Origin of the sequence: Xanthobacter tagetidis, assembly GCF_003667445.1 — a bacterium.
GTDB lineage: Bacteria > Pseudomonadota > Alphaproteobacteria > Rhizobiales > Xanthobacteraceae > Xanthobacter > Xanthobacter tagetidis.
Genome location: NZ_RCTF01000009.1, coordinates 68865 through 87866 on the forward strand (window position 1 = coordinate 68865; position 19002 = coordinate 87866).

Genomic DNA, 19002 nt, shown 5'->3' on the forward strand with positions numbered 1-19002 from the left:
GTTCAGTTCTTCTCGAGGCCGGCCTTGGCGACCAGCGCCGGCCATTGGGCGATTTCGTTCTTGATGTGGCTCGCGAAAGCCTCCGGCCCGTTCGGCGGATAGGGAACCGCCCCGATATTGCGGATCTTGCCCTGGAGGTCCTGTCCCGCCAGCGCATCATGCAGCGCGCCGCGCGCCTTGGCGAGGATCGGTGCCGGGGTCTTGGCGGGGGCGAACAGGCCGAACCAGGGGACGACGTTCACGTCCGGGTAGCCGGCTTCCGCGATGGTCGGCACGTCGGGCAATGCGGTCAGGCGGCTGGGCGCAACCACGGCCAAGGCGCGCAGCGTGCCATTGGCCACATACTGGCCAACCAGCGAACTGCTGATCATCATCGCCTGGACGCGTCCCGCCAGGAGATCCACGATCGCCGGCGGCTGGCCCTTGTAGACGATGCCCATGATGTCGAGGCCGGCCACCTGCTTCAGCATCTCCATGCCGAGATGGTTCGAAGAGCCGTTGCCCGGATTGGCGTAGTTGAATTCGCCGGGCTTGGATTTCACCAGCGCGACGAATTCCTTGACCGTCTTGGCCGGCACGCTGGCGGGAACGACCAGGACATTCGGGCTGCTGGCGATCATCTGCAACGGTGCGAAGTCCGCGACGGGATCGAAACCCGGATTGCGCGACAATGCGGGGCTGACCGTGAAGGGAACCGACGCGAACAACCATGTATAGCCGTCCGGCTCCGCGCGGGCAACAAAGCGCGTTCCGATCATATGGTCGGCACCCGGACGCGGCTCGGTGACGATAGGAGTCTTCAGGACCGGCGAGAGCACGTCGCCCACTGCGCGCGACAGAAGGTCGATGATGCCTCCAGCGGCGACCGGCACGATGATGGTGATCGGGCGGTTCGGCCAGCCATCGGCTCCTTGAGCAAAGGCCGCGGTGCCGGAAAGCAGACCCGCCGCACCCGCCGCGCCGGTGGTGAGCGCAGCCTTCAGAATGCTGCGTCGGCTCAGGTTTCCGTCCATGGTTTCCTCCTCGTTTGCTTTTGTCGTTATCGCCGGGCCGGCGGGATTATCACGGGATGTCCACGCATACGGACCCGCCCCGTGGCAGGGCAATCCAGCCACCCGGACGAGCCGCAGGCGTCCCACGCCGTTGAACGCTGCCGGCGATCCTGCTTGCGCGAAGCGCTCGGCGTCAATCAGATTTTTGCTCATAATGCGCATCAGTTGGGAGCTGATGCGAGAATTATGATTGATATGCGCAAATCTGGCTGAGACAGCCGCTCGAAATTCAGCTAATTTGCGCATAGTACGCACGATGGGGCTTCCGCAGCCTGGGCCGGCCTGGCCTTCGGCCGGTGGCGAAGCCAGGTCCGCCCGGGTTCAAGCGGGCGCATCGGTGGCAGGATGTCCAAGGCGGGAAGGGCGGGACCGGACGTGTCGACGCGCTGGCTCATCATTGCTGACGATCTCACGGGAGCGGCCGACTGCGCGATCGCCTTCGCCCGCTGCGGTTTCGCCTCCCGCGTCCTCTGGGGAGCGACGCGGACGCAGGACGATGTCCCGGTCGTGTCCTACAATGCGGACAGCAGAGAGATCGGCGCGCAGGGCGCCGTCGGGCGCCAGATGTCCGCTCTCGATCGCCTCCACACGACCGATCGCATTCTTTTCAAGAAGATCGATTCGACACTGCGCGGCCATCCGGCCGTCGAGACGGCCGCCGCCATGGCGCTGCTGACGGGCCGTTTCGGCCGCGCCTTCGCGGTCCTCGCCCCCGCATTTCCGGCTGCGGGCCGCACGGTGGTGGGCGCCCATGTCCAAGTCGGCGGCGTTCCGCTGGAAGAGAGCGAGATCTGGCGGCGGGGGCATGCCTGCGCCAGCGCGAACCTCGTCGAGATGCTTGCGTCCTCAGGTCTCGGCGCGGCCCATGTGGATCTCGCCACCGTGCGGCGCGCGGCAGGGCCGGCATTGCAGGCCATCGCCGCATCCGGAGGCGTGGCGGTCTGCGACGCCGAGACCGATCAGGATCTCGAATTGATCGCCCGTGCCGCTCTGGCGGTGGACATGCCGGGCCGCTTCTTCATCGGCTCGGCCGGCCTGGCCCACGCCTTGGCCCGGCTCGGCCGAAGTTCCGCTTCAGAGCCTCCCGCGCCGTCGCCGTCGCGAGGCGGCACGCTCATCGTCGTCGGCTCCACGTCCTCCGTATCGCGTGCGAGCGCCGAGCGGCTCGTCAGCAGCGGGGATGCGCTCCGCCTGTCCGCCGCTCCTCGGATGCTGATGGAGGGCGCGCCATCCCACCGCGCCGCCTTCGTCGAACAGGTCGCCGCCACCCTTTCGGCCGGCCGGGATGCCCTGGTCGAGATCGGGATGGGGGACGAACCGCCATGTGCGGATGGGCCAGCGCTGGCGGCCGCCCTGGCTTCGGTGTTGGCGCCGGCTCGGCCGTTCCTCGGCGCGCTCGCCGCCACCGGCGGGGAGACCGCAGCCGCGCTGATGGGCGCTCTGGGCATCGATGGCCTTCACCTGGTGGAAGAGATCGAGCCCGGCGTCCCGCTGGGGCTCTCGCTCGGCCAGATCACCATTCCCGTGGCGACCAAGGCCGGTGCCTTCGGCAACGAGGGCACGCTTAGCGCCATCGCCGGCCGCCTCAGAGCCGTACGACTGAAAGGAAGCTTCTCGTGACCCGTCCTACCATCGCAATCACCATGGGCGACCCGGCCGGCATCGGACCGGAGATCATCATGAAGGCGCTGGCGCGGCCGGAGGTGCACGCCATCTGCCGGCCACTGGTGGTGGGCGACGCGGCGCGGCTGGTCCGGGCCGGGGACATCGTCGGCGCGGAACTCGCAGTGGATCGGCTGGAGCGCGCCGTCGACGCGAATTTCAGCGCCTCTGCGGTCCAGTGCGTCGATCTCGCCGTGGTTCCCGCGGATCTGCCGTTCGGCAAGATCTCGGCCGTCGCGGGGGATGCCGCCTATCGCTACATCACGAAGGCGGTGGAGATCGTCTCCGCCGGGCACGCGAGCGCGATCTGTACCGCGCCGCTCTCCAAGGAGGCCCTGCACGCCGCCGGCCACCGCTTCCCCGGCCACACGGAATTGCTGGCGCACCTGACCGGCACGCCCGAAGTCTCGATGATGCTGGTCTCGCCGAAGCTGCGGGTGATCCATGTCACCACGCATATCGGCCTGGTCGACGCCATCGAGAGGATCGAACCGGGCCTGGTGGAGCGCGTGATTTCGCGCGGCCATGACGTGCTGGTCAAGGCGGGCATCGCCGAGCCGAAGATCGGCGTGTGCGCGATCAATCCCCATGCCGGCGAAAACGGCCTGTTCGGACGCAACGAGGAGGCGGAAAAGATCGCCCCCGCCGTCGAGGCCTGCCGGGCCAAGGGATGGGACGTCCGTGGTCCCCTCGCTGCCGATACGCTGTTCTTCCTCGCCCAGCGCGGCGACTACCACATGGTCGTCGCCATGTATCACGACCAGGGGCACGGCCCGATCAAGGTGCTCGGCCTTGAGGCGGGCGTGAACATCACGGTCGGGCTTCCGGTGATCCGCACGTCGGTCGATCACGGCACCGCGTTCGACATCGCAGGCAAAGGCATCGCCGATGAGCGCAGCCTGGTGGAGGCGCTGCGCCAGGCGGCGGACCTGTCTCCGGCCCCGGGGATCGACTGAGCGCCGGCGGCAGGCAAATATCGCGCATCCAAGACCGGCCGCCGCACGCCGAGGGTGAGACATGCGAATGAAAGACCGCCGGACCCGCCTGCTCGATGCGCTGGCTGCCGGCGAGATGGACGTGGACGAGCTGGCCCGGCGGTTCGAGGTGTCGGCCTCCACCATCCGCCGGGACCTGCAGCGCCTTGATGGCGAGAAGGCGGTTCGGCGCACCTACGGCGGCGCCATACTCGCGAACAACCCCTCGGAACTGACGCTGGACGAACGGATGGCGGTCAACGGCGCCCAGAAGCGCGCCATCGCCCGTGCGGCCGCCGGCCTGATCGGTGAAGGGGAGACCGTCATCCTCGACGCCGGATCGACGGTGGCCGCGCTCGGGCAGCTGCTGCGTGGCCGCAGGCTCCGGATCGTCACCAACAATCTCTCGCTCCTGCCGTTTCTCGGGCGCGACCCCGGCCTCGAACTGATCGTGCTCGGCGGCAAGTTCCGGCCGACCAGCATGAGCACGGTCGGCGTCCTGGCCGTGGAGGCGATGCGCCGGATCACCGCCGACCACGTGTTCACGAGTGCCGACGGGATCGTGGCCGAGCATGGTCTGTGCGAGGCGAGCCTCGACCAGATCGCCTTGAAGAGCCTCATGATGAGCCAGGCGCGTCAGGTCGTCGTATTGGCCGATGCGAGCAAGCTCGGTCGAGCGGCCCAGCCGTTCTGGGCGCCGCTGCCGCCGCGCTTCACGCTGGTGACGGACGCGGCCGTGCGGGACGGACAGCGTCGCGCGCTCGAAGCGGCCGGCGCGGACCTGCGCATCGCCGAGGCGTCATAGGCTGCCGAGGCGGTGGCCGGCGGTCGAAGCGCATGCGGTCGCCGCGTCGCGCCATCGCCCGGCTGCGAGCGTGCTCACGCAGTCGCGGCGGGATATCCCGGCGCGTCCAGAGGGCGATCCGGCGCCTCGACGCTCAGGAGGCCGCTCAGTTCCGGCCCGGTCATGGGCGCGGCCATGGGGCAGGCGGCGCCGGGCAGCACCACCACGTCGAACAATTCCCTGACCGCCCCGTCGAGGCGGATCCATTCCACCACGTCGCCGGTGGCGAGCCGGATGATCTGGACGCCGCACCACGGCGCCCCGCCGCGCCGCGCGATCTCGGCCTCGATCGGCAGCCCCGAAAAGCTCAGGTCGCGCGGCAGCGACAGGGTGACGATCGCATGGCCGTCATGGAAGGCGAGGCCGCGCAGGAAGCCGGGACAGAAGGCGACATCCTCCTTCGCGCCGGTCGCCGGATCGATGCGCACCAGATAGCCGCGCGCGGAATCCAGCACCCACAGGAAGCCGTCGTGAAGCCGCGGGGAGTGCGGCATGGACAGGCCGTCCGCGACCACGGCGTCGTCGTCCACCCGAATCACCACGCCGCCGCCGACCCGGTGCTCGCGCCAGCCGTCCACCACATCGGTGCGCGCGACGGCGGTGACGTAGCGCACCCGTCCGTCTTCGAGGCACACGCCATTGAGATGGCAGCGGTCCTCGGCGGCGAGGCGGGACACGAACTTGGGCCGCCAGAGCGGCTTGAAGCTGGCCGCGTGGCTGAGCGTGGCGAGGCAGGAATACTTGGTGTTGACGAACACCAGCCGGCCGCTGGCCTCCACCGCCAGTTCGTGCGCGTCGAGATCGCCGGTGACGAACGCGGCCCGCGGCACGTAGAGGCGGTCGAAATGCGTGTTGGCGCGCTCGTTCGGGCCGAGCATGTTGGACAGGCGCCAGATCTGGAGCAGGGAGGCGAGAAACAGGTCGCCGCCGCGGCTCCACAGCCCCATGGCGCGCGTGAAATCACGCTGGTGGAACGAGAGGTTGCCGTCGCCGAACTGGCCGATGAGGAACAGCTGGCCCGACTGGTAGGACGAGAATGCGAGGCTCGCCCGGTGCTGCACAAGCCAGTTCGCGAAGGTGCGCGAACAGGAAATCTGCGTCGCGTCGGGCGCGAGCGCGCCTGTTTCGCTTCCGGCCGCCTGGGGCAGGCCGTCTGCGATCGTCTCTGACTGATTCATCGAGAAGTCCCCGGCCGAACCTTCGGGCCTGCGAAAGCCGGCGTCAATATCGGCCCCCGCGATGCCACCTTGTTCAGGTTGCGGGACCCTCGACGGGAGATATGCGTCAATTCGGAACGCCGTTCCCCATTGCGATTTCCCTGGTGCGGGAGCACTATGGAACCGCTAGGCATGCTGGGGGCGGGAATGCTGGGTGGCGGTGTTGCGTTGAGCCGTGGTGTCCGCACCACGGGATCGTCGGTCTATGGTGCGTCCACGGCGCGCATGCTGCTGTCGACCGCCCTCACCACCTCCCTCTGCGGCCTCGTCCTGGTGGCGGCGCCCGTTGCAGGCGGGCCGGCGGCGGCGCAGACCGCAGTCACCATTCCCTATTCCTACAATCCGCCCCAGGGGGAATCCGGCAAGCACGGCAAAGACGTCTCCAACATTGACGACAATGCCAACGGCGGCGACGGCGACCCGGGCGCCGCCATCGGCGCCACGTCCATCGTCATTACGGGCGGGACGACCGGCACCTATACCATCTCCACGACCACCACGGGCGGAGACGGTGGCCGCGGCGGGAACGCATCGGTCGATCCGGGCGACGGCCGGGCCCGGGGTGGCACCGGCGGCGCGGGCGGCGCGGGCGGCGCCTTCACCGCGGTCGTCTCCGGCGTCACCGCCTCGGCATCGTCCGACCCGCAGATCACCATCCGCTCCGTCGGCGGCGCCGGGGGCAAGGGCGGCGACGGGTCGAGCACGGCGGGCCGGGGCCTCGGCGGCTTGGGCTCTACGGGCGGCAGCGGGGGAGCGATCAACCTTACGCTCAGCGGATCGAGCATCGCGTCGTCCGTCGGCTCCATCGTCATCTCCTCTAAGGGCGGTGTCGGCGGCAAGGGCGGCGATGCGGACACGCGCGGCGGCGACGGCGGCACGGCGGGCACGGGCGGCGACATCATCGTCTCCCTGACCTCCTCGACCATCACGAGCGGCAGCGGCCTTGCCGTCAGCCTCATTTCCTCCGGTGCGGAAGGTGGGAAGGGCGGGCGGAGCAATGCCACATTCAGTGCCGTCGACGGGGGACGCGGCGGCGACGGCGGCGGCGGCGGGTCGGTGCATGCCACCCTGACCGGCGTCTCCGTGACAAGCTCCGGGGCCGGCGCGGTCTACGCGGCGTCGCGCGGCGGGGACGGCGGGCGCGGCGGCGAAGCCGATTCCACCTCGGCCAACGCGACCGGCCATCTGGGCGGTCGCGGCGGCGATGCGGCGAGCGTGACCATCGTCGTGTCCGGCACCATCCAGGCGGCGCAGCCCGGCATCATCGCGCGGGCGGACGGCGGCACCGGCGGTCGCGGCGGCTACGGCTACGGCGGATTCAGCGATTCGTGGGGCGGCGACGGCGGCAGGGGCGGCGACGGCGGCACGGTGGCCGTCACGATCCAGCCGCAGACCCAGATCACCACCACGGGCGATGCCGCCGCCGCCATCGGCGTCTACGCCAATGGCGGCGCGGGCGGCAGCGGCGGCGATGCGCGCTCCGATTGGACGGCCAAGGGCGGCGACGGCGGAGCCGGCGGGGCGGGCGGCGTCGCCAGCTTGAGCGTCCTGGGCGGCGCTGTCATCACGACCAGCGGCGATCAGGCCCACGGCATCATCGTTGCCGCCAATGGCGGCGCGGGCGGCAACGGTGCGCCGGCGAACGATTCGGCCAACGAGTCCGGCGGCGCGGGAGGCTCGGGCGGCAATGCCGCGGCCGGCACCGTCGTCAATGTCAGCATCGCCGCAGGGGCGACCATCCAGACCAGCGGATACGCTTCCAACGGCATCGTCGCCCAGAGCCTCGGCGGCACCGGCGCCAACGGTGCCTCGGTGGGCGGCTTCGTCACCAGTTCCGGCGGCGTCGCCGGCCCGGGCGGCAGCTCGGGATATGTCTATCTGAAGTCGGCGGGCAACGTGTCCACCACCGGCAACGGCTCGGTGGGCATCGTGGTGCAGTCGGTGGCCGGCGGCGGCGGCAATGGCGGCTCGGCAGACGCGGTTTTCGTCTCCATGGGCGGCAACGGCGCCGTCAGCGGCGCGGCCGGCGGCGCCACCGGCATCAATACCGGCAGCGTCACCACCACCGGCAACTACGCCCACGGCATGCTGGTGCAGTCGGTGGGCGGCGGTGGCGGCAACCTCGTCATCGGCGACTGCGGCGCCTCGGGAGCCGGCTGCGTCGCCGTGGGTGGCTCCGCCACAGGGTCTTCCGGCACCGGCGGCAGCGCCGCAGCGACCGCGAAGAACTACGGCTCGATCACCACGAGCGGCAAATTCTCCGACGGCGTTCTCGCCCAGTCGGTGGGCGGCGGCGGCGGCAATGGCGGCGGCTCCGGCGGCGTGGTGTCGCTCGGCGGGCAGGGCGCGGCGGGCGGCAACGCCGACACGGCAACGCTGTACAATTCGGGCCGCGTCTCGACCTCGGGCAAGAACGCGCTCGGACTGGTGGCGCAGTCGGTGGGCGGCGGCGGCGGTCGGGGCGGCGGCGCCATCAGCGCCGGCATCGGGGTCTCGGCCGCGATCGGCGGCGGCGGGGGCACCGGCGGCAATGGCGGCAACGTCTACCTGACCAATTCCGGCGCCACGCCCGGGACGCTGACCGTGTCCACGGCGGGCGACTACGCCACCGCGCTCCTCGCCCAGTCGGTGGGCGGCGGCGGCGGCGCCGGCGGCAGCGCGGTGGCGGACACGCTCGAAGGCGTGGCCCTCACCATCGGCGGCACCGGCGGCGATGGCGGCCATGGCGGCACCGTCCACGTGGACAACACCGCCCGCATCGTCACCACCGGCGACCGGGCGTCGGCCATCCTCGCCCAGTCGGTGGGCGGCGGCGGCGGCTCCGGCGGCAGCGCGCTGTCGCAGAGCGCGGGCCTCTATTTCGCCGCCGCGGTGGCGCTCGGCGGCTCCGGCGGCTCCGGCGGATATGGCGGCAACGCCTATGTCACCAATTCCGGGCAGATCGCCACCAGCGGCCTCGATTCCATGGGCATCGTGGCGCAGTCCATCGGCGGCGGCGGCGGCAATGGCGGCTCATCGGCCGCCAAGAGCATCTCCGCGGGCATCGATGCGTCCGTCTCGGTGAGCGCCAGCATGGGCGGGACCGGCGGAGATGGCGGTTTCGCGCAGGACGTCTCGGCGACCAATTCCGGCACCATCACCACCACCGGCGCGGGCGCGACCGGCATCCTGGCGCAGTCCATCGGCGGCGGCGGCGGCACGGGCGGCGACGCCAGCGCCCTCGGCGTCAGCGTGTCCAGCGGCATCGCCGTCACGGTTTCGGCGGCGCTGGGCGGATCGGGCGGAACCGGCTCCAATTCCGGCGACGTCTATGTCGGCAATTCCGGCATCATCAAGACCTCCGGCAATTTCGCCGACGCCATCATCGCCCAGGCCATCGGCGGGGGCGGCGGCAATGGCGGCGTGGGCACCACGTCGTCGAACGCGGCGTCGCTCTCCGGCAAGACCTCGGTCACGCTCTCGCTGGGCGGCGGCGGCAGCGGCGGCAGCGCCGGCGACGCCTATGACGTGGCGGTGGTCAATTCCGGCAGCATCAGCACGTCCGGCACCAGCGCGCGGGGCATCCTGGCGCAGTCGGTAGGCGGCGGCGGCGGCACCGCGGGCGGCGGCACGGCCGACGCCTCGGGTGGCACCGTCGATCTGACCGTCAGCCTGGGCGGAACCGGCGGGGGCGGGGGCAAGGGTGGCGCTGTCACGGTGATCAACACCGGGCAGATCATGACCACCGGCGCCGACGCGGATGCGATCCTGGCGCAGTCGGTGGGCGGTGGCGGCGGCACCGGCGGGTCCGCCTCCGGCAAGACCAGCACCAAGTCCACCGACCTTCAGGAGGGCTCCGGCAGTTCCTTCACCCTCGGCGCCCAATTGGGTGGCAAGGGCGGCATGGGCGGCAATGGCGGAGATGTCATCGTCACCTCCACGGCCTCCGGGCCCGTATCAACCGTGCAGATTCTCACCACCGGAGACCACGCCTCGGCCATCGTGGCGCAGTCCGTCGGCGGCGGCGGCGGCAAGGGCGGCGCGGCGGCGGGCTCCGCAAGCGGCGGGCAGGCGAGCCTCGACTTCGCCCTGGGGGCGACCGGCGGCAATGGCGGCTATGGCGGGACCGTATTCGTCACCACCAACGCGACCATCGAGACGCGCGGCGACCAGTCGGTTGCGATCCTCGCCCAGTCGGTGGGCGGCGGCGGCGGCATCGGCGGCAACGCCAATGCCATCGCATCGTCCACCATCGGGCTCGGCGCAGCGATCGCCGCACAGGGCGCCAACGGCAATGCGGGCGGCGCGGTCACCGTGAACACCGCGGGCAAGATCACCACGTCCGGCAAGATGTCGGATGCCATCCTCGCCCAGTCGGTGGGCGGCGGCGGCGGCAAGGCCGGATCGGCCGGCGCGGACGCCCATGCCTCGGGCGGCCAGTCCGTGTCGGCGACGCTCACGCTCGGCGGCTCCGGGGGGCAGGGCTCCTATGGCGGCGCCGTCACCGTCACCAACCGGGCCGCCATCGCCACCGCGGGTGAAATGTCGAACGGCATCCTCGCTCAGTCGGTGGGCGGCGGCGGCGGCAAGGCCGGCTCGGCCACCTCCAAGGGGGACGGCGGCAGCTATTCGATCAATGCGAGCCTCGGCGGCGCGGGCGGCGCCGGCTCCCAGGGCGGCGCGGTGACCGTGTCGAATTCCGGCACCATCCTCGTCGCCGGCGACCATGCCAGCGCCATCCTGGCCCAGTCGGTGGGCGGGGGCGGCGGCGTTGCGGGCGCCAGCGCGGCGGCGAGCGCGTCCAAGACCGCGAGCCTCGGCTTCGCCCTCGCCGGGCAAGGCGGCTCGGGCGGCGACGGCGGCGCGGTGACGGTCACCAGCACCGGAAACATCCGCACCGAGGGCCAGAGCGGCGTCGCCATCCTGGCGCAGTCCATCGGCGGCGGCGGCGGCGCGGCCGGCAGCGCGACCAACGCGGCGACCGGCAAGTTCGCCGTCGGCGCGGCCATCGGCGGCACGGGCGGCGGCGGCGGCGATGGCGGCTACGTCACCGTCAACCTCTACAATGCCAAGCTCGGCAGCCTCGTCACCACCGGCAATTCCGCCGACGGCGTGCTGGCGCAGTCCATCGGCGGCAGCGGCGGCAATGGCGGCGCCGGCTCCGGCAAGGCGGACGGCGCGGGCGGCAACAGCGCGAGCCTCGATGTCGCCGTGGGCGGCGGCGCGGGATCGGGCGGCAAGGGCGAGAAGGTCGTCGTCAACAATGGCAGTTCGTCCGCCAAGGGGGTGAACATCACCACCCTCGGCACCGGCTCGAACGGCCTGGTCGCGCAGTCCATCGGCGGCGGCGGCGGCAAGGGCGGCGCCGGCACCTCGTCGAGCGCCGCCACCGGCGCGTCGTCCACCGCCACCCTGACGGTCGGCATCGGCGGCAATGGCGGCTCGGGGAACGTGGGCGGCAACGCCTATGTCACCGTCGCACGCGGCACCATCGCCACCGGCGGCGACCATGCCTCCGGCATCGTCGCCCAGTCCATCGGCGGCGGCGGCGGCATCGCGCTCGCGACCCATGCGGCGGCGGACGGCACGAAGGCCGATGCGGCCGTCAGCGCCACGCTCGGCGGCTCGGGTGGATCCGGCAATTCGGGCGCCACCGCCTCGGTGCAGAACGGCGCCGACATCATCACGCTCGGCACGTTCAGCTATGGCATCCTCGCGCAGTCCATCGGCGGCGGCGGCGGCAAGTCCGGCACGGCCGGCAACGCCGCGAAGGGGGGCACGGCGGGCGTCGGCCTGAGCCTCGCCGGATCGGGCGGCAGCGGCAGCAATGGCGGCACCGCCACCGTGTCGACGTCCGGCAGCGTCTACACCTTCGGCCACGGCGCCACGGCGGTCCTGGTGCAGTCCATCGGCGGCGGCGGCGGCGCGGCGGGCAGCTCCGACAATGCCGCGACGGGGAAGATCAGCGTCGGCGCGGCCATCGGCGGCACCGGCGGCGCCGGCGGCAACGGCGGCACGGCGTCGGCCACGCTGGGGGCCTCCGGCGGCGGCCAGATCATCACCACCGGCGACGCGGCGGACGGCGTCCTCGTGCAATCCATCGGCGGCGGCGGCGGGTCTGCCGGCGCGGGCACGGGCAAGGCCGACGGCAAGGGCGGCAGCGGCCTCAGCCTGACCGTCGGCCTCGGCGGCGGTGGCGGCAGCGGCGGATACGGCGCCGCGGCGAGCATCACCAACGGAACCGGTGCCAAGCCCGGCGCCACGGCCTTCACCATCGCCACGTTCGGAACCGGTGCGAACGGCCTCGTCGCCCAGTCCATCGGCGGCGGCGGCGGCAAGGGCGGCGCGGCCTCGTCCACCGCCGGCGGCGCCGACGCCGCGAACATCTCCGCCACCCTGGGCGGCGCCGGCGGGACCGGCAGCTACGGGGGCAAGGCCAGCGTCACCAATGCCGGCGAGGTGCAGACCTCGGGCGACCATTCGAACGCCATCCTGGTGCAGTCCATCGGCGGCGGCGGCGGCAATGCGGTATCCACCGTCTCCACCGCATCGGGCGAGAGCGCCAAGCTGAACCTCTCCGCCGGCCTCGGCGGCAGCGGAGGGTCCGGCGGCGACGGCGGCGCGGCCACCGTGACCAATTCGGGGCCCCTCTTCACGTCCGGCGATTTCAGCAACGGCATCCTCGCCCAGTCCATCGGCGGCGGCGGCGGCTCGGCCGCCGTCACGGGAGACAGCGGCACCGGCGGCACGGCCGATGTCAGCCTGTCCCTGAACGGCAGTGGCGGGGCCGGCGGGTATGGAAAGACCGTGACCGTCACGACGACGGGCGACATCTACACCACCGGAACCGGCGCCAGCGCCATCCTCGCCCAGTCCATCGGGGGCGGCGGCGGCTTCGCCGGCAGCGCGCAGAACGCCGCCACCGGCCAGGTCGCGGTGGGGGCGATCATCGGCGCGTCCGGCGGCTCGGGCGGCAATGGCGGCCTGGTGAACGTCTACGCCCAGGGGGCCATCACCATCTCCACCACGGGCGGGGCGGCCGATGCCATCGTCGCCCAATCCATCGGCGGCGGCGGCGGCGTGGGCGGCGCCGGCAAGACCAAGGCGGACGGCAAGGGCGGCAACAGCTTCGCGCTCTCGGCGACCATCGGCGGCAACGGCGGCAGCGGCGGCTACGGCGAGGCGGTCACGGTGGTGTTCGGCAGTGGCCGTTCGTCCGTGATCTCCACCGGCGGCCACGATTCGGCAGGCATTCTCGCCCAGTCCATCGGCGGCGGCGGCGGCAAGACTTCCCTGGCCTCTTCGTCGAGCGGGGATACCGGCGGCGCGGCGAGCGTCGGCGCCACCTTGGGCGGAACCGCTGGCGGCGGCGGCAGTGGCGGCTCCGTCACCGTCACCGTCGACGGCGTGATCCAGACCCTGGGCGCCGGGTCAGACGGCGTCCTGGCGCAATCCATCGGCGGCGGCGGCGGCAATGCCTCCGCGGCCAACAGCGTGGCGAGCGGCGGCCAGAACACCGTGACCGCCACCCTGACCCTCGGCGGCGCCGGCGGTGTCGCGGGCGACGGCGAGACCGTCACCGTCACCCAGAACGGCACCCTCCTCACCTTCGGCGACCACGCCAACGGGCTCGTGCTCCAGTCCATCGGCGGCGGCGGCGGGCGCGCCTCGACGGTGGCCACCGATTCCGGCAATGGCAGCTTCGCTGCCTCGGTCGGCCTCGGGGCCTCAGGCGGCGCGGGCGGCAGCGGCGGCAATGTCTTTGGCAATGTCTACGGCACCATCCAGACCTCCGGCGACGCCGCCATCGGCGTGCTGGCGCAATCCATCGGCGGCGGCGGCGGCATCGCCGTGACCAGTTCCTCGACCTCTGGCGGCAGCCACGCGGTCTCTCTGACGCTCGGCGGCGACGGCGGCAGCGGCAGCAATGGCGGGAACGTCACCATCGACCTTGGCACCTCGTCGGTGATCCGCACCTCCGGCGCCAATGCGTTCGGCCTGCTCGCCCAGTCGGTGGGCGGCGGCGGCGGCATCGGCGGGACCGGCAGCGCGGACGCCACCGCGGCCGTCGCGTTCGGCGGCGCGGCGGGGCAGGGCGGCGGCGGCGGCAACATCTACGCTCTGGCCGCCGGCTCCATCTCGACCACCGGCAGCGGCGCGGCCGCCATCTTCGCCCAGTCGGTGGGCGGCGGCGGCGGCATCGGCGGCACGGCATCGAGCGCGGTCTTCTCGATCTCGGACAGCCTCCAGGGCAGCGGCGGCGGCAACGGCAATGGCGGCGCGGTCAGCGTGAGCCTCACCGGCACCGCCGTGACCAGCGGCGACAACGCGCCGGTGATCGTCGCCCAGTCCATCGGCGGCGGCGGCGGCCTCGCGGTCACCGCCGACGGCGTCGGGCTCGGCTCGGCCGGCGGATCGGGCACGGGCGGCGTGGTGACGGTGCTGGTCTCGGGCCGCGCCATCGCCACCGGCGACAATTCGGCCGCCATCTTCGCGCAGAGCCTCGGGCCCAGCGGAAACGGGCAGATCCAGATCGTCGTCGCCGAAGGCGCCGTGGTGCAGGGCGGCACCGGCAGCGCCGCCATCGTGGTCTCGGGGGGCGAGCAGAACGTCGTCTCCATCGAGAAGGGCGCGGTGGTGTCCGGGCTCAGCGGGATGGCCGTGCACGGCGGTGCCAACGACGACGCCGTCGTCAACAAGGGCACGCTGAACGGCAGCGTCGATCTCGGCGGCGGCACCAATGGGCTCATCAACGAGTCCACCGGCACGTTCAATTCCGGCATGGTCGTCAGCGCGACCGCGCCGACCGATACGTTCTCCCGCAACGCAGGCCCGGCCGAGCCGCGCTTCATCAACCACGGCACGGTCAATCCCGGCGGCCTCGGCGTGATCGCGACGACCAATATCGCGGGCGGCATCGGTTCCGACGGCGTGGTTCAGGTTGACGTGGATTCGGTCTCGGCCCGCAATGACGAACTCCGGGTCATCGGCGGCGCGACCCTCTCCGGCATCATCGATCCGCGCGCGTCCACCATCGCTCCGGGCGACAGCTACACCTTCTTCTACGCCGACCATCTGACCAGCACCGCCGTCACCAAGGACAGCGGGCTTGCCTATAGCTGGGACCTGCGGGTGGACGATCACACGCTCACCATCAGCCCGGTCGCGCATTTTGTGCCGCAGGGCGTGTGGCTGTCGGGCAACCAGGCGTCCGTCGGCACGACCCTCCAGCGCGTGTGGGACAGTGGCGACATCGGCGGCATGTCCAAGGTGTTCAGCGGCCTCATCGACATCAACGGCCCGTTCGCCTACCAGGCGGCGCTCGGCCAGCTCTCGCCGCAACTGCTCCAGGGGCCGGCGGGTCTGCGCGTCGGCGAAAGCCAAGCCTTCCTCGACCGCACCATGAGCTGCCCGGTGTTCGTGGCGGACAGCACCCAGCTCCAGGAGGACCGCTGCGCCTGGGCGCGCGTGATCTATGGGCGCGGCAGCCAGGCCACCACCGCCGAAATGCCGGGCTTTGCCTCCGACAGCCTGATCTTCCAGGCCGGCGTCCAGAACGAGCTGACCTCCAACCTGTTCCTGGCGCTGTCCGGCGCCTACCAGCAGTCGTCCATCTCCAGCACCAGCGACTGGTTCTCGGCCACCGGAAATGGCGGCGACATCGGCCTCGCGCTCAAGTATCAGACCGGGCCCTGGCTGCTCTCGGCTGCGGTGGATGCCGGCTGGATGTCCTACGACAACACGCGGTACATCCCCATCGTCGGGGGCCGCGCGGCCAGCAGCTCGGACGTCTACAACCTCGCCGGCCGGCTTCGGGCATCCTACGAATTCTCGTTCGCGAACTTCTATGCACGCCCGCGCCTGGACCTCGATCTGATCCATGTGAGCATGCCGGCCTTCGCCGAATGGGGCCGGACCGGCGCCGAGCTCTCGGTTGCCGCCTCCAGCCTCACCACGTTCGTAGCGACCCCGGCGGTGGAGTTCGGCGGCCGTATCGACATGGCGGACGGGGTGGTGCTGCGGCCCTATCTGACGCTCGGGGCGTCGTTTGCCTCGAACGACGCCTGGCTGACCACAGCCCGCTTCCAGGCGGCCCCCCTGTCGGCCGGCAGCTTCATCACCACGACGCCGCTGCCGGACATTCTGGGCAATCTCGATCTCGGACTTCAGGCCGTCACCCGCGACAACCTGGAACTCAAGGTCGAGTACGGCCTCAATGCCGGCCAGGACTATATCTCCCAGCGCGGCATGGCGCGGTTCGCGGTGCACTTCTGAGCCGCGGCGCGCCGTTGCCGGATCGACGATGAGCGTGTCTGGACGATAAGCCTGTCCGGGCGCGGCAAAGACCCCGCCCCGCCGCAAACCGGGCGGGGCGGGGCAGCCGCCATGCCTACCGTACCAGCTGCGGCAGGAACAATACGATCTGCGGAAACGCCGCCATCAGGGCCACCACCGCTGCCGCCGCGAACGCAAAGGGAATGATTTCCCGCGAGATGCGCTCGATCGGAACCTGCGCGATGCCGGTGATGGCGAACAGGTTGGTGCCCACCGGTGGCGTGAACAGCCCCAGCATCAGCGCGCAGATCGAGACCAGCGCCATGTGAAGCTGGTCGATCCCGGCGGCCGATGCCGTTGCGGCGAGGATCGGCGCCAGGATGATGACCAGCGAGGTCGCCTCCACGAGGCAGCCGAGGCCGATCAGGATCGCCGTCAGCACCAGCATCAGCAGAACGGTGTTGCCGCCGGAGAAATCCGTCAGCACCGTTCCCACCAGTCCGGGCGCGTCGAACAGCGCCAGGAAGAACGAGAACGGTCCAGCCGCGGCGATGATGAAGCCGAACGTTCCGGTCGCCGTTGCGGTGTTCATGGCGGCCCCGCCGAGATCGCCCAGTCGCAGCCGTCCGGTCACGAAGCCGAAAAGCGCGACATAGGTGGCCGCGAGCACCGAGGCCTCGGTGACGGTCACGACGCCGCCCAGGACACCGCCCAGCACGATGGCCGGAGCGACCAGCGCGGGAACCGCGTCCAGCACCGTGCGGCCAAATCCGACCTCTTCCTCACCGTCGAGCGGCATGTCGGCGGTGGCAAAGGCGCGTGTGCGCCAGACGACGATGACGAGGAAGGAGAGGCCGATCAGGATCCCGGGCACGATGCCGCCGATGAACAGCGCAGACACCGACACGGTGGGCGCGATGCTGGCATAGATCACCATGGGAATGGAGGGCGGGATGATCGGCCCAAGGCTTCCGCCCGCCGCGATCATCGCCGCGGAGAATTCCTTCGGATAGCCATGGCGGGTCAGCATGGGGATCATCAGCATCCCGATCGCCACCGTTTCGGCGAGCCCCGACCCGGTCATGCCGCCGAAGAACATGCAGGCGACGACGGTGGCCGCACCCATGCCGCCGCGCCAGCGCCCGACGATCTTCCGCGCCAGTTCACCCAGCGAGCGGGTGAGACCGACCATGTTCATCAGCTCGCCCATCAGGATGAAACCCGGAATGGCGAGCAGGGGAAACAGCTTGACCTGCGAGACCGCCTTCTCGGCGATGAGGTGCAGCGGGACGATGCCGCCGAAGAGCAGGATGACGGTGGTCGCGAACAGCATCGCCAGCGCGATGTCGAGCGAGAGGATCAGCGCCCCGAGGAACGCGACCGCGAGCCAGATCAGATCGCTCATTTGCCTTCCTCCCCGGCGCTCCACTCGGCGGCGTCGGGCTGCGGCCAGATCAGGTTGCGCAGCATCGCCCAGATCGCCAATGCGAGGCCCACGGGCAAGGCAGCCCATTCCAGCACCACCGGCAGATCGATGCTCGCGAACCGCTGGCCGCGAAAGACCCAAGCCATCTTCACCGCGACACAGAAGAAGGTGATCAGCAGGCCGATGCCGATCAGCGTGACCAGACGGTCGACCACCGCGCGGAGCCCCGGCGGCAGGCAGGCCGTGCCGAGCGTGAAGCGGATGCGCGCGTGGTCAGCGAAGGCCACGCCGGCCCCGACGAAGACGATCCACAGGAACAGCACCAGCGATATCTCGTTGGCCCAAACCAGCGGGCTCCCCAGAAGCTCGCGAAGGACGATGCCGGCCAGCAGCACGCCGATCATGGCGAGGACCAGGATTCCACCCAGCACGCGGTATCCGCGGCGAACACGCTCGAATATTGTCGTCATGACCGTTCCAAAAGGAGGAGCTGCGTGGAAGGCGGGCGGGGCCGTGCAGCCCCGCCCGGAGGGGCTACTTCTGCGCGTCGAGCACCTTCTGGATGGTCTCTTTGGGGATCTTCGCCGTCACGAGCTCGCTGTCCCAGATGCCGCGGCCGGCCGCGCGCCATTCCTTGAGCTCAGCCTCGGTCGGCGTGTAGATCTTGCCGCCCCGCTTGCGGAACTGAGCCAGCGACGTCTCGCGCAGCTCGCGGTTGTACTGGTAGGCGCGTTCCTCGAACAGCGTCATCGCGCGCTGGAACGCGGCCTTCTGCTGTTCGTCCATCTTGTTGAAGCTCTTATCGTTGATGACGAGGATGCGGTAGACCGCGAGCGCGTCGATCTCCGTGCCGTGCTTCACCACCTCGTCATGCTTCAAGAGCGTCAGCCAGGCGGGCTGGAGGTGCTCGCCGTTCACCAGGTCCTGCTGCAGTGCGGAGTAGGTCTCGCCGATGTCGACCGGCGTCGGGATCGCGCCCATGCGCTTCCAGAATTCCTGCTCCAGCGGCGTCGCCGTGGTGCGGATCTTCAGCCCCTTGGCGTCGGCCGGGGTGCGGATCTCGCGGCTGTTGTTCCACAGGATGCGATAGCCGCCGCCGCTCGGGGCAAAGGCGAGCGCGCGGAGCCCCAGGTTCTTGCGCATGGTCTCGCCGATCTGCTGGCCGATCGGGCCGTCCCAGACCTTGCGGCCGTTGTCCATCTCGGACCACAGATAGGGCAGGTCCGAGAACAGCATGGAATCGGTCTGCTTGGTCATGTTGCAGGTGCAGGCGATGGCCATGTCCACCAGCCCGCTCTGCGCCGCGCTCATGCCGGCGATCTCGTCGAACAGCGCGGAGGCGAAGAACGGCTTGAGCGTGACGGTGCCGTTGGTCTCCTTGGAGAGAAACTCGGCGGCGTCCTTGAGCGCGCGGCTGTCGTCCATGCCCGCCGGCGACGCAGAACTGAGACGCAGCGTTACTGAAGGAGATTTTGTGAAATCAGCGGCATTCGCCGCCGAGACTTGAAGTGCTGTAGCGAGCGCTGCCGTCAACAGGCATCGTTTGATCGTGGACATTCAATCCTCCCTAGTA

At 70.8% G+C, this 19002-nt stretch carries 9 protein-coding genes; 4 read left to right on the plus strand and 5 right to left on the minus strand.

Annotated elements, in window-relative coordinates:
- Positions 1-2 precede the first annotated feature (2 nt).
- The gene (locus tag D9R14_RS12415) at positions 3-1205 is read right to left on the minus strand and encodes a Bug family tripartite tricarboxylate transporter substrate binding protein (protein ID WP_170168596.1); all 1203 of its coding nucleotides are present in this window, start codon (positions 1203-1205) and stop codon (positions 3-5) included.
- A 222-nt stretch (positions 1206-1427) separates the two neighbouring features.
- Between D9R14_RS12415 and D9R14_RS12420 the strand changes: the two genes are divergently transcribed.
- From D9R14_RS12420 to D9R14_RS12430, 3 genes are all read left to right on the plus strand, one after another.
- Complete coding sequence (locus D9R14_RS12420) at positions 1428-2672, plus strand: four-carbon acid sugar kinase family protein (RefSeq protein WP_121623650.1); 1245 nt, start codon at positions 1428-1430, stop codon at positions 2670-2672.
- A complete protein-coding gene (pdxA, locus tag D9R14_RS12425) occupies positions 2669-3670 on the plus strand; it encodes a 4-hydroxythreonine-4-phosphate dehydrogenase PdxA (RefSeq protein ID WP_121623651.1) in 1002 nt (333 codons plus the stop codon). Before D9R14_RS12420 ends, pdxA begins: the two co-directional genes overlap by 4 nt.
- A gap of 67 nt (positions 3671-3737) precedes the next feature.
- Entirely contained in the window at positions 3738-4493 is a 756-nt protein-coding gene (locus D9R14_RS12430) for a DeoR/GlpR family DNA-binding transcription regulator (protein WP_245420788.1), read from the plus strand.
- A 74-nt stretch (positions 4494-4567) separates the two neighbouring features.
- Here D9R14_RS12430 and D9R14_RS12435 read toward each other — a convergent pair whose 3' ends face one another.
- On the minus strand, positions 4568-5710 hold the full coding sequence (locus tag D9R14_RS12435; protein WP_121623653.1) for a TIGR03032 family protein: 1143 nt from the start codon (positions 5708-5710) through the stop codon (positions 4568-4570).
- A 207-nt stretch (positions 5711-5917) separates the two neighbouring features.
- Here D9R14_RS12435 and D9R14_RS12445 point away from each other — a divergent pair, with 207 nt between their 5' ends.
- On the plus strand, positions 5918-16003 hold the full coding sequence (locus D9R14_RS12445; RefSeq protein WP_170168597.1) for an autotransporter outer membrane beta-barrel domain-containing protein: 10086 nt from the start codon (positions 5918-5920) through the stop codon (positions 16001-16003).
- A 115-nt stretch (positions 16004-16118) separates the two neighbouring features.
- Here the strand turns inward: D9R14_RS12445 and D9R14_RS12450 are convergent, their stop codons facing one another.
- The 3 genes from D9R14_RS12450 to D9R14_RS12460 form a co-directional block, all read right to left on the minus strand.
- Positions 16119-17408 (minus strand): TRAP transporter large permease, encoded by a 1290-nt coding sequence (locus D9R14_RS12450; RefSeq protein WP_170168598.1) that lies wholly within the window; start codon positions 17406-17408, stop codon positions 16119-16121.
- Complete coding sequence (locus tag D9R14_RS12455) at positions 17405-17899, minus strand: TRAP transporter small permease (RefSeq protein ID WP_121623657.1); 495 nt, start codon at positions 17897-17899, stop codon at positions 17405-17407. The genes D9R14_RS12450 and D9R14_RS12455 overlap by 4 nt, the downstream gene beginning before the upstream one ends.
- A gap of 64 nt (positions 17900-17963) precedes the next feature.
- A complete protein-coding gene (locus tag D9R14_RS12460) occupies positions 17964-18986 on the minus strand; it encodes a TRAP transporter substrate-binding protein (protein WP_121623658.1) in 1023 nt (340 codons plus the stop codon).
- Positions 18987-19002 lie beyond the last annotated feature (16 nt).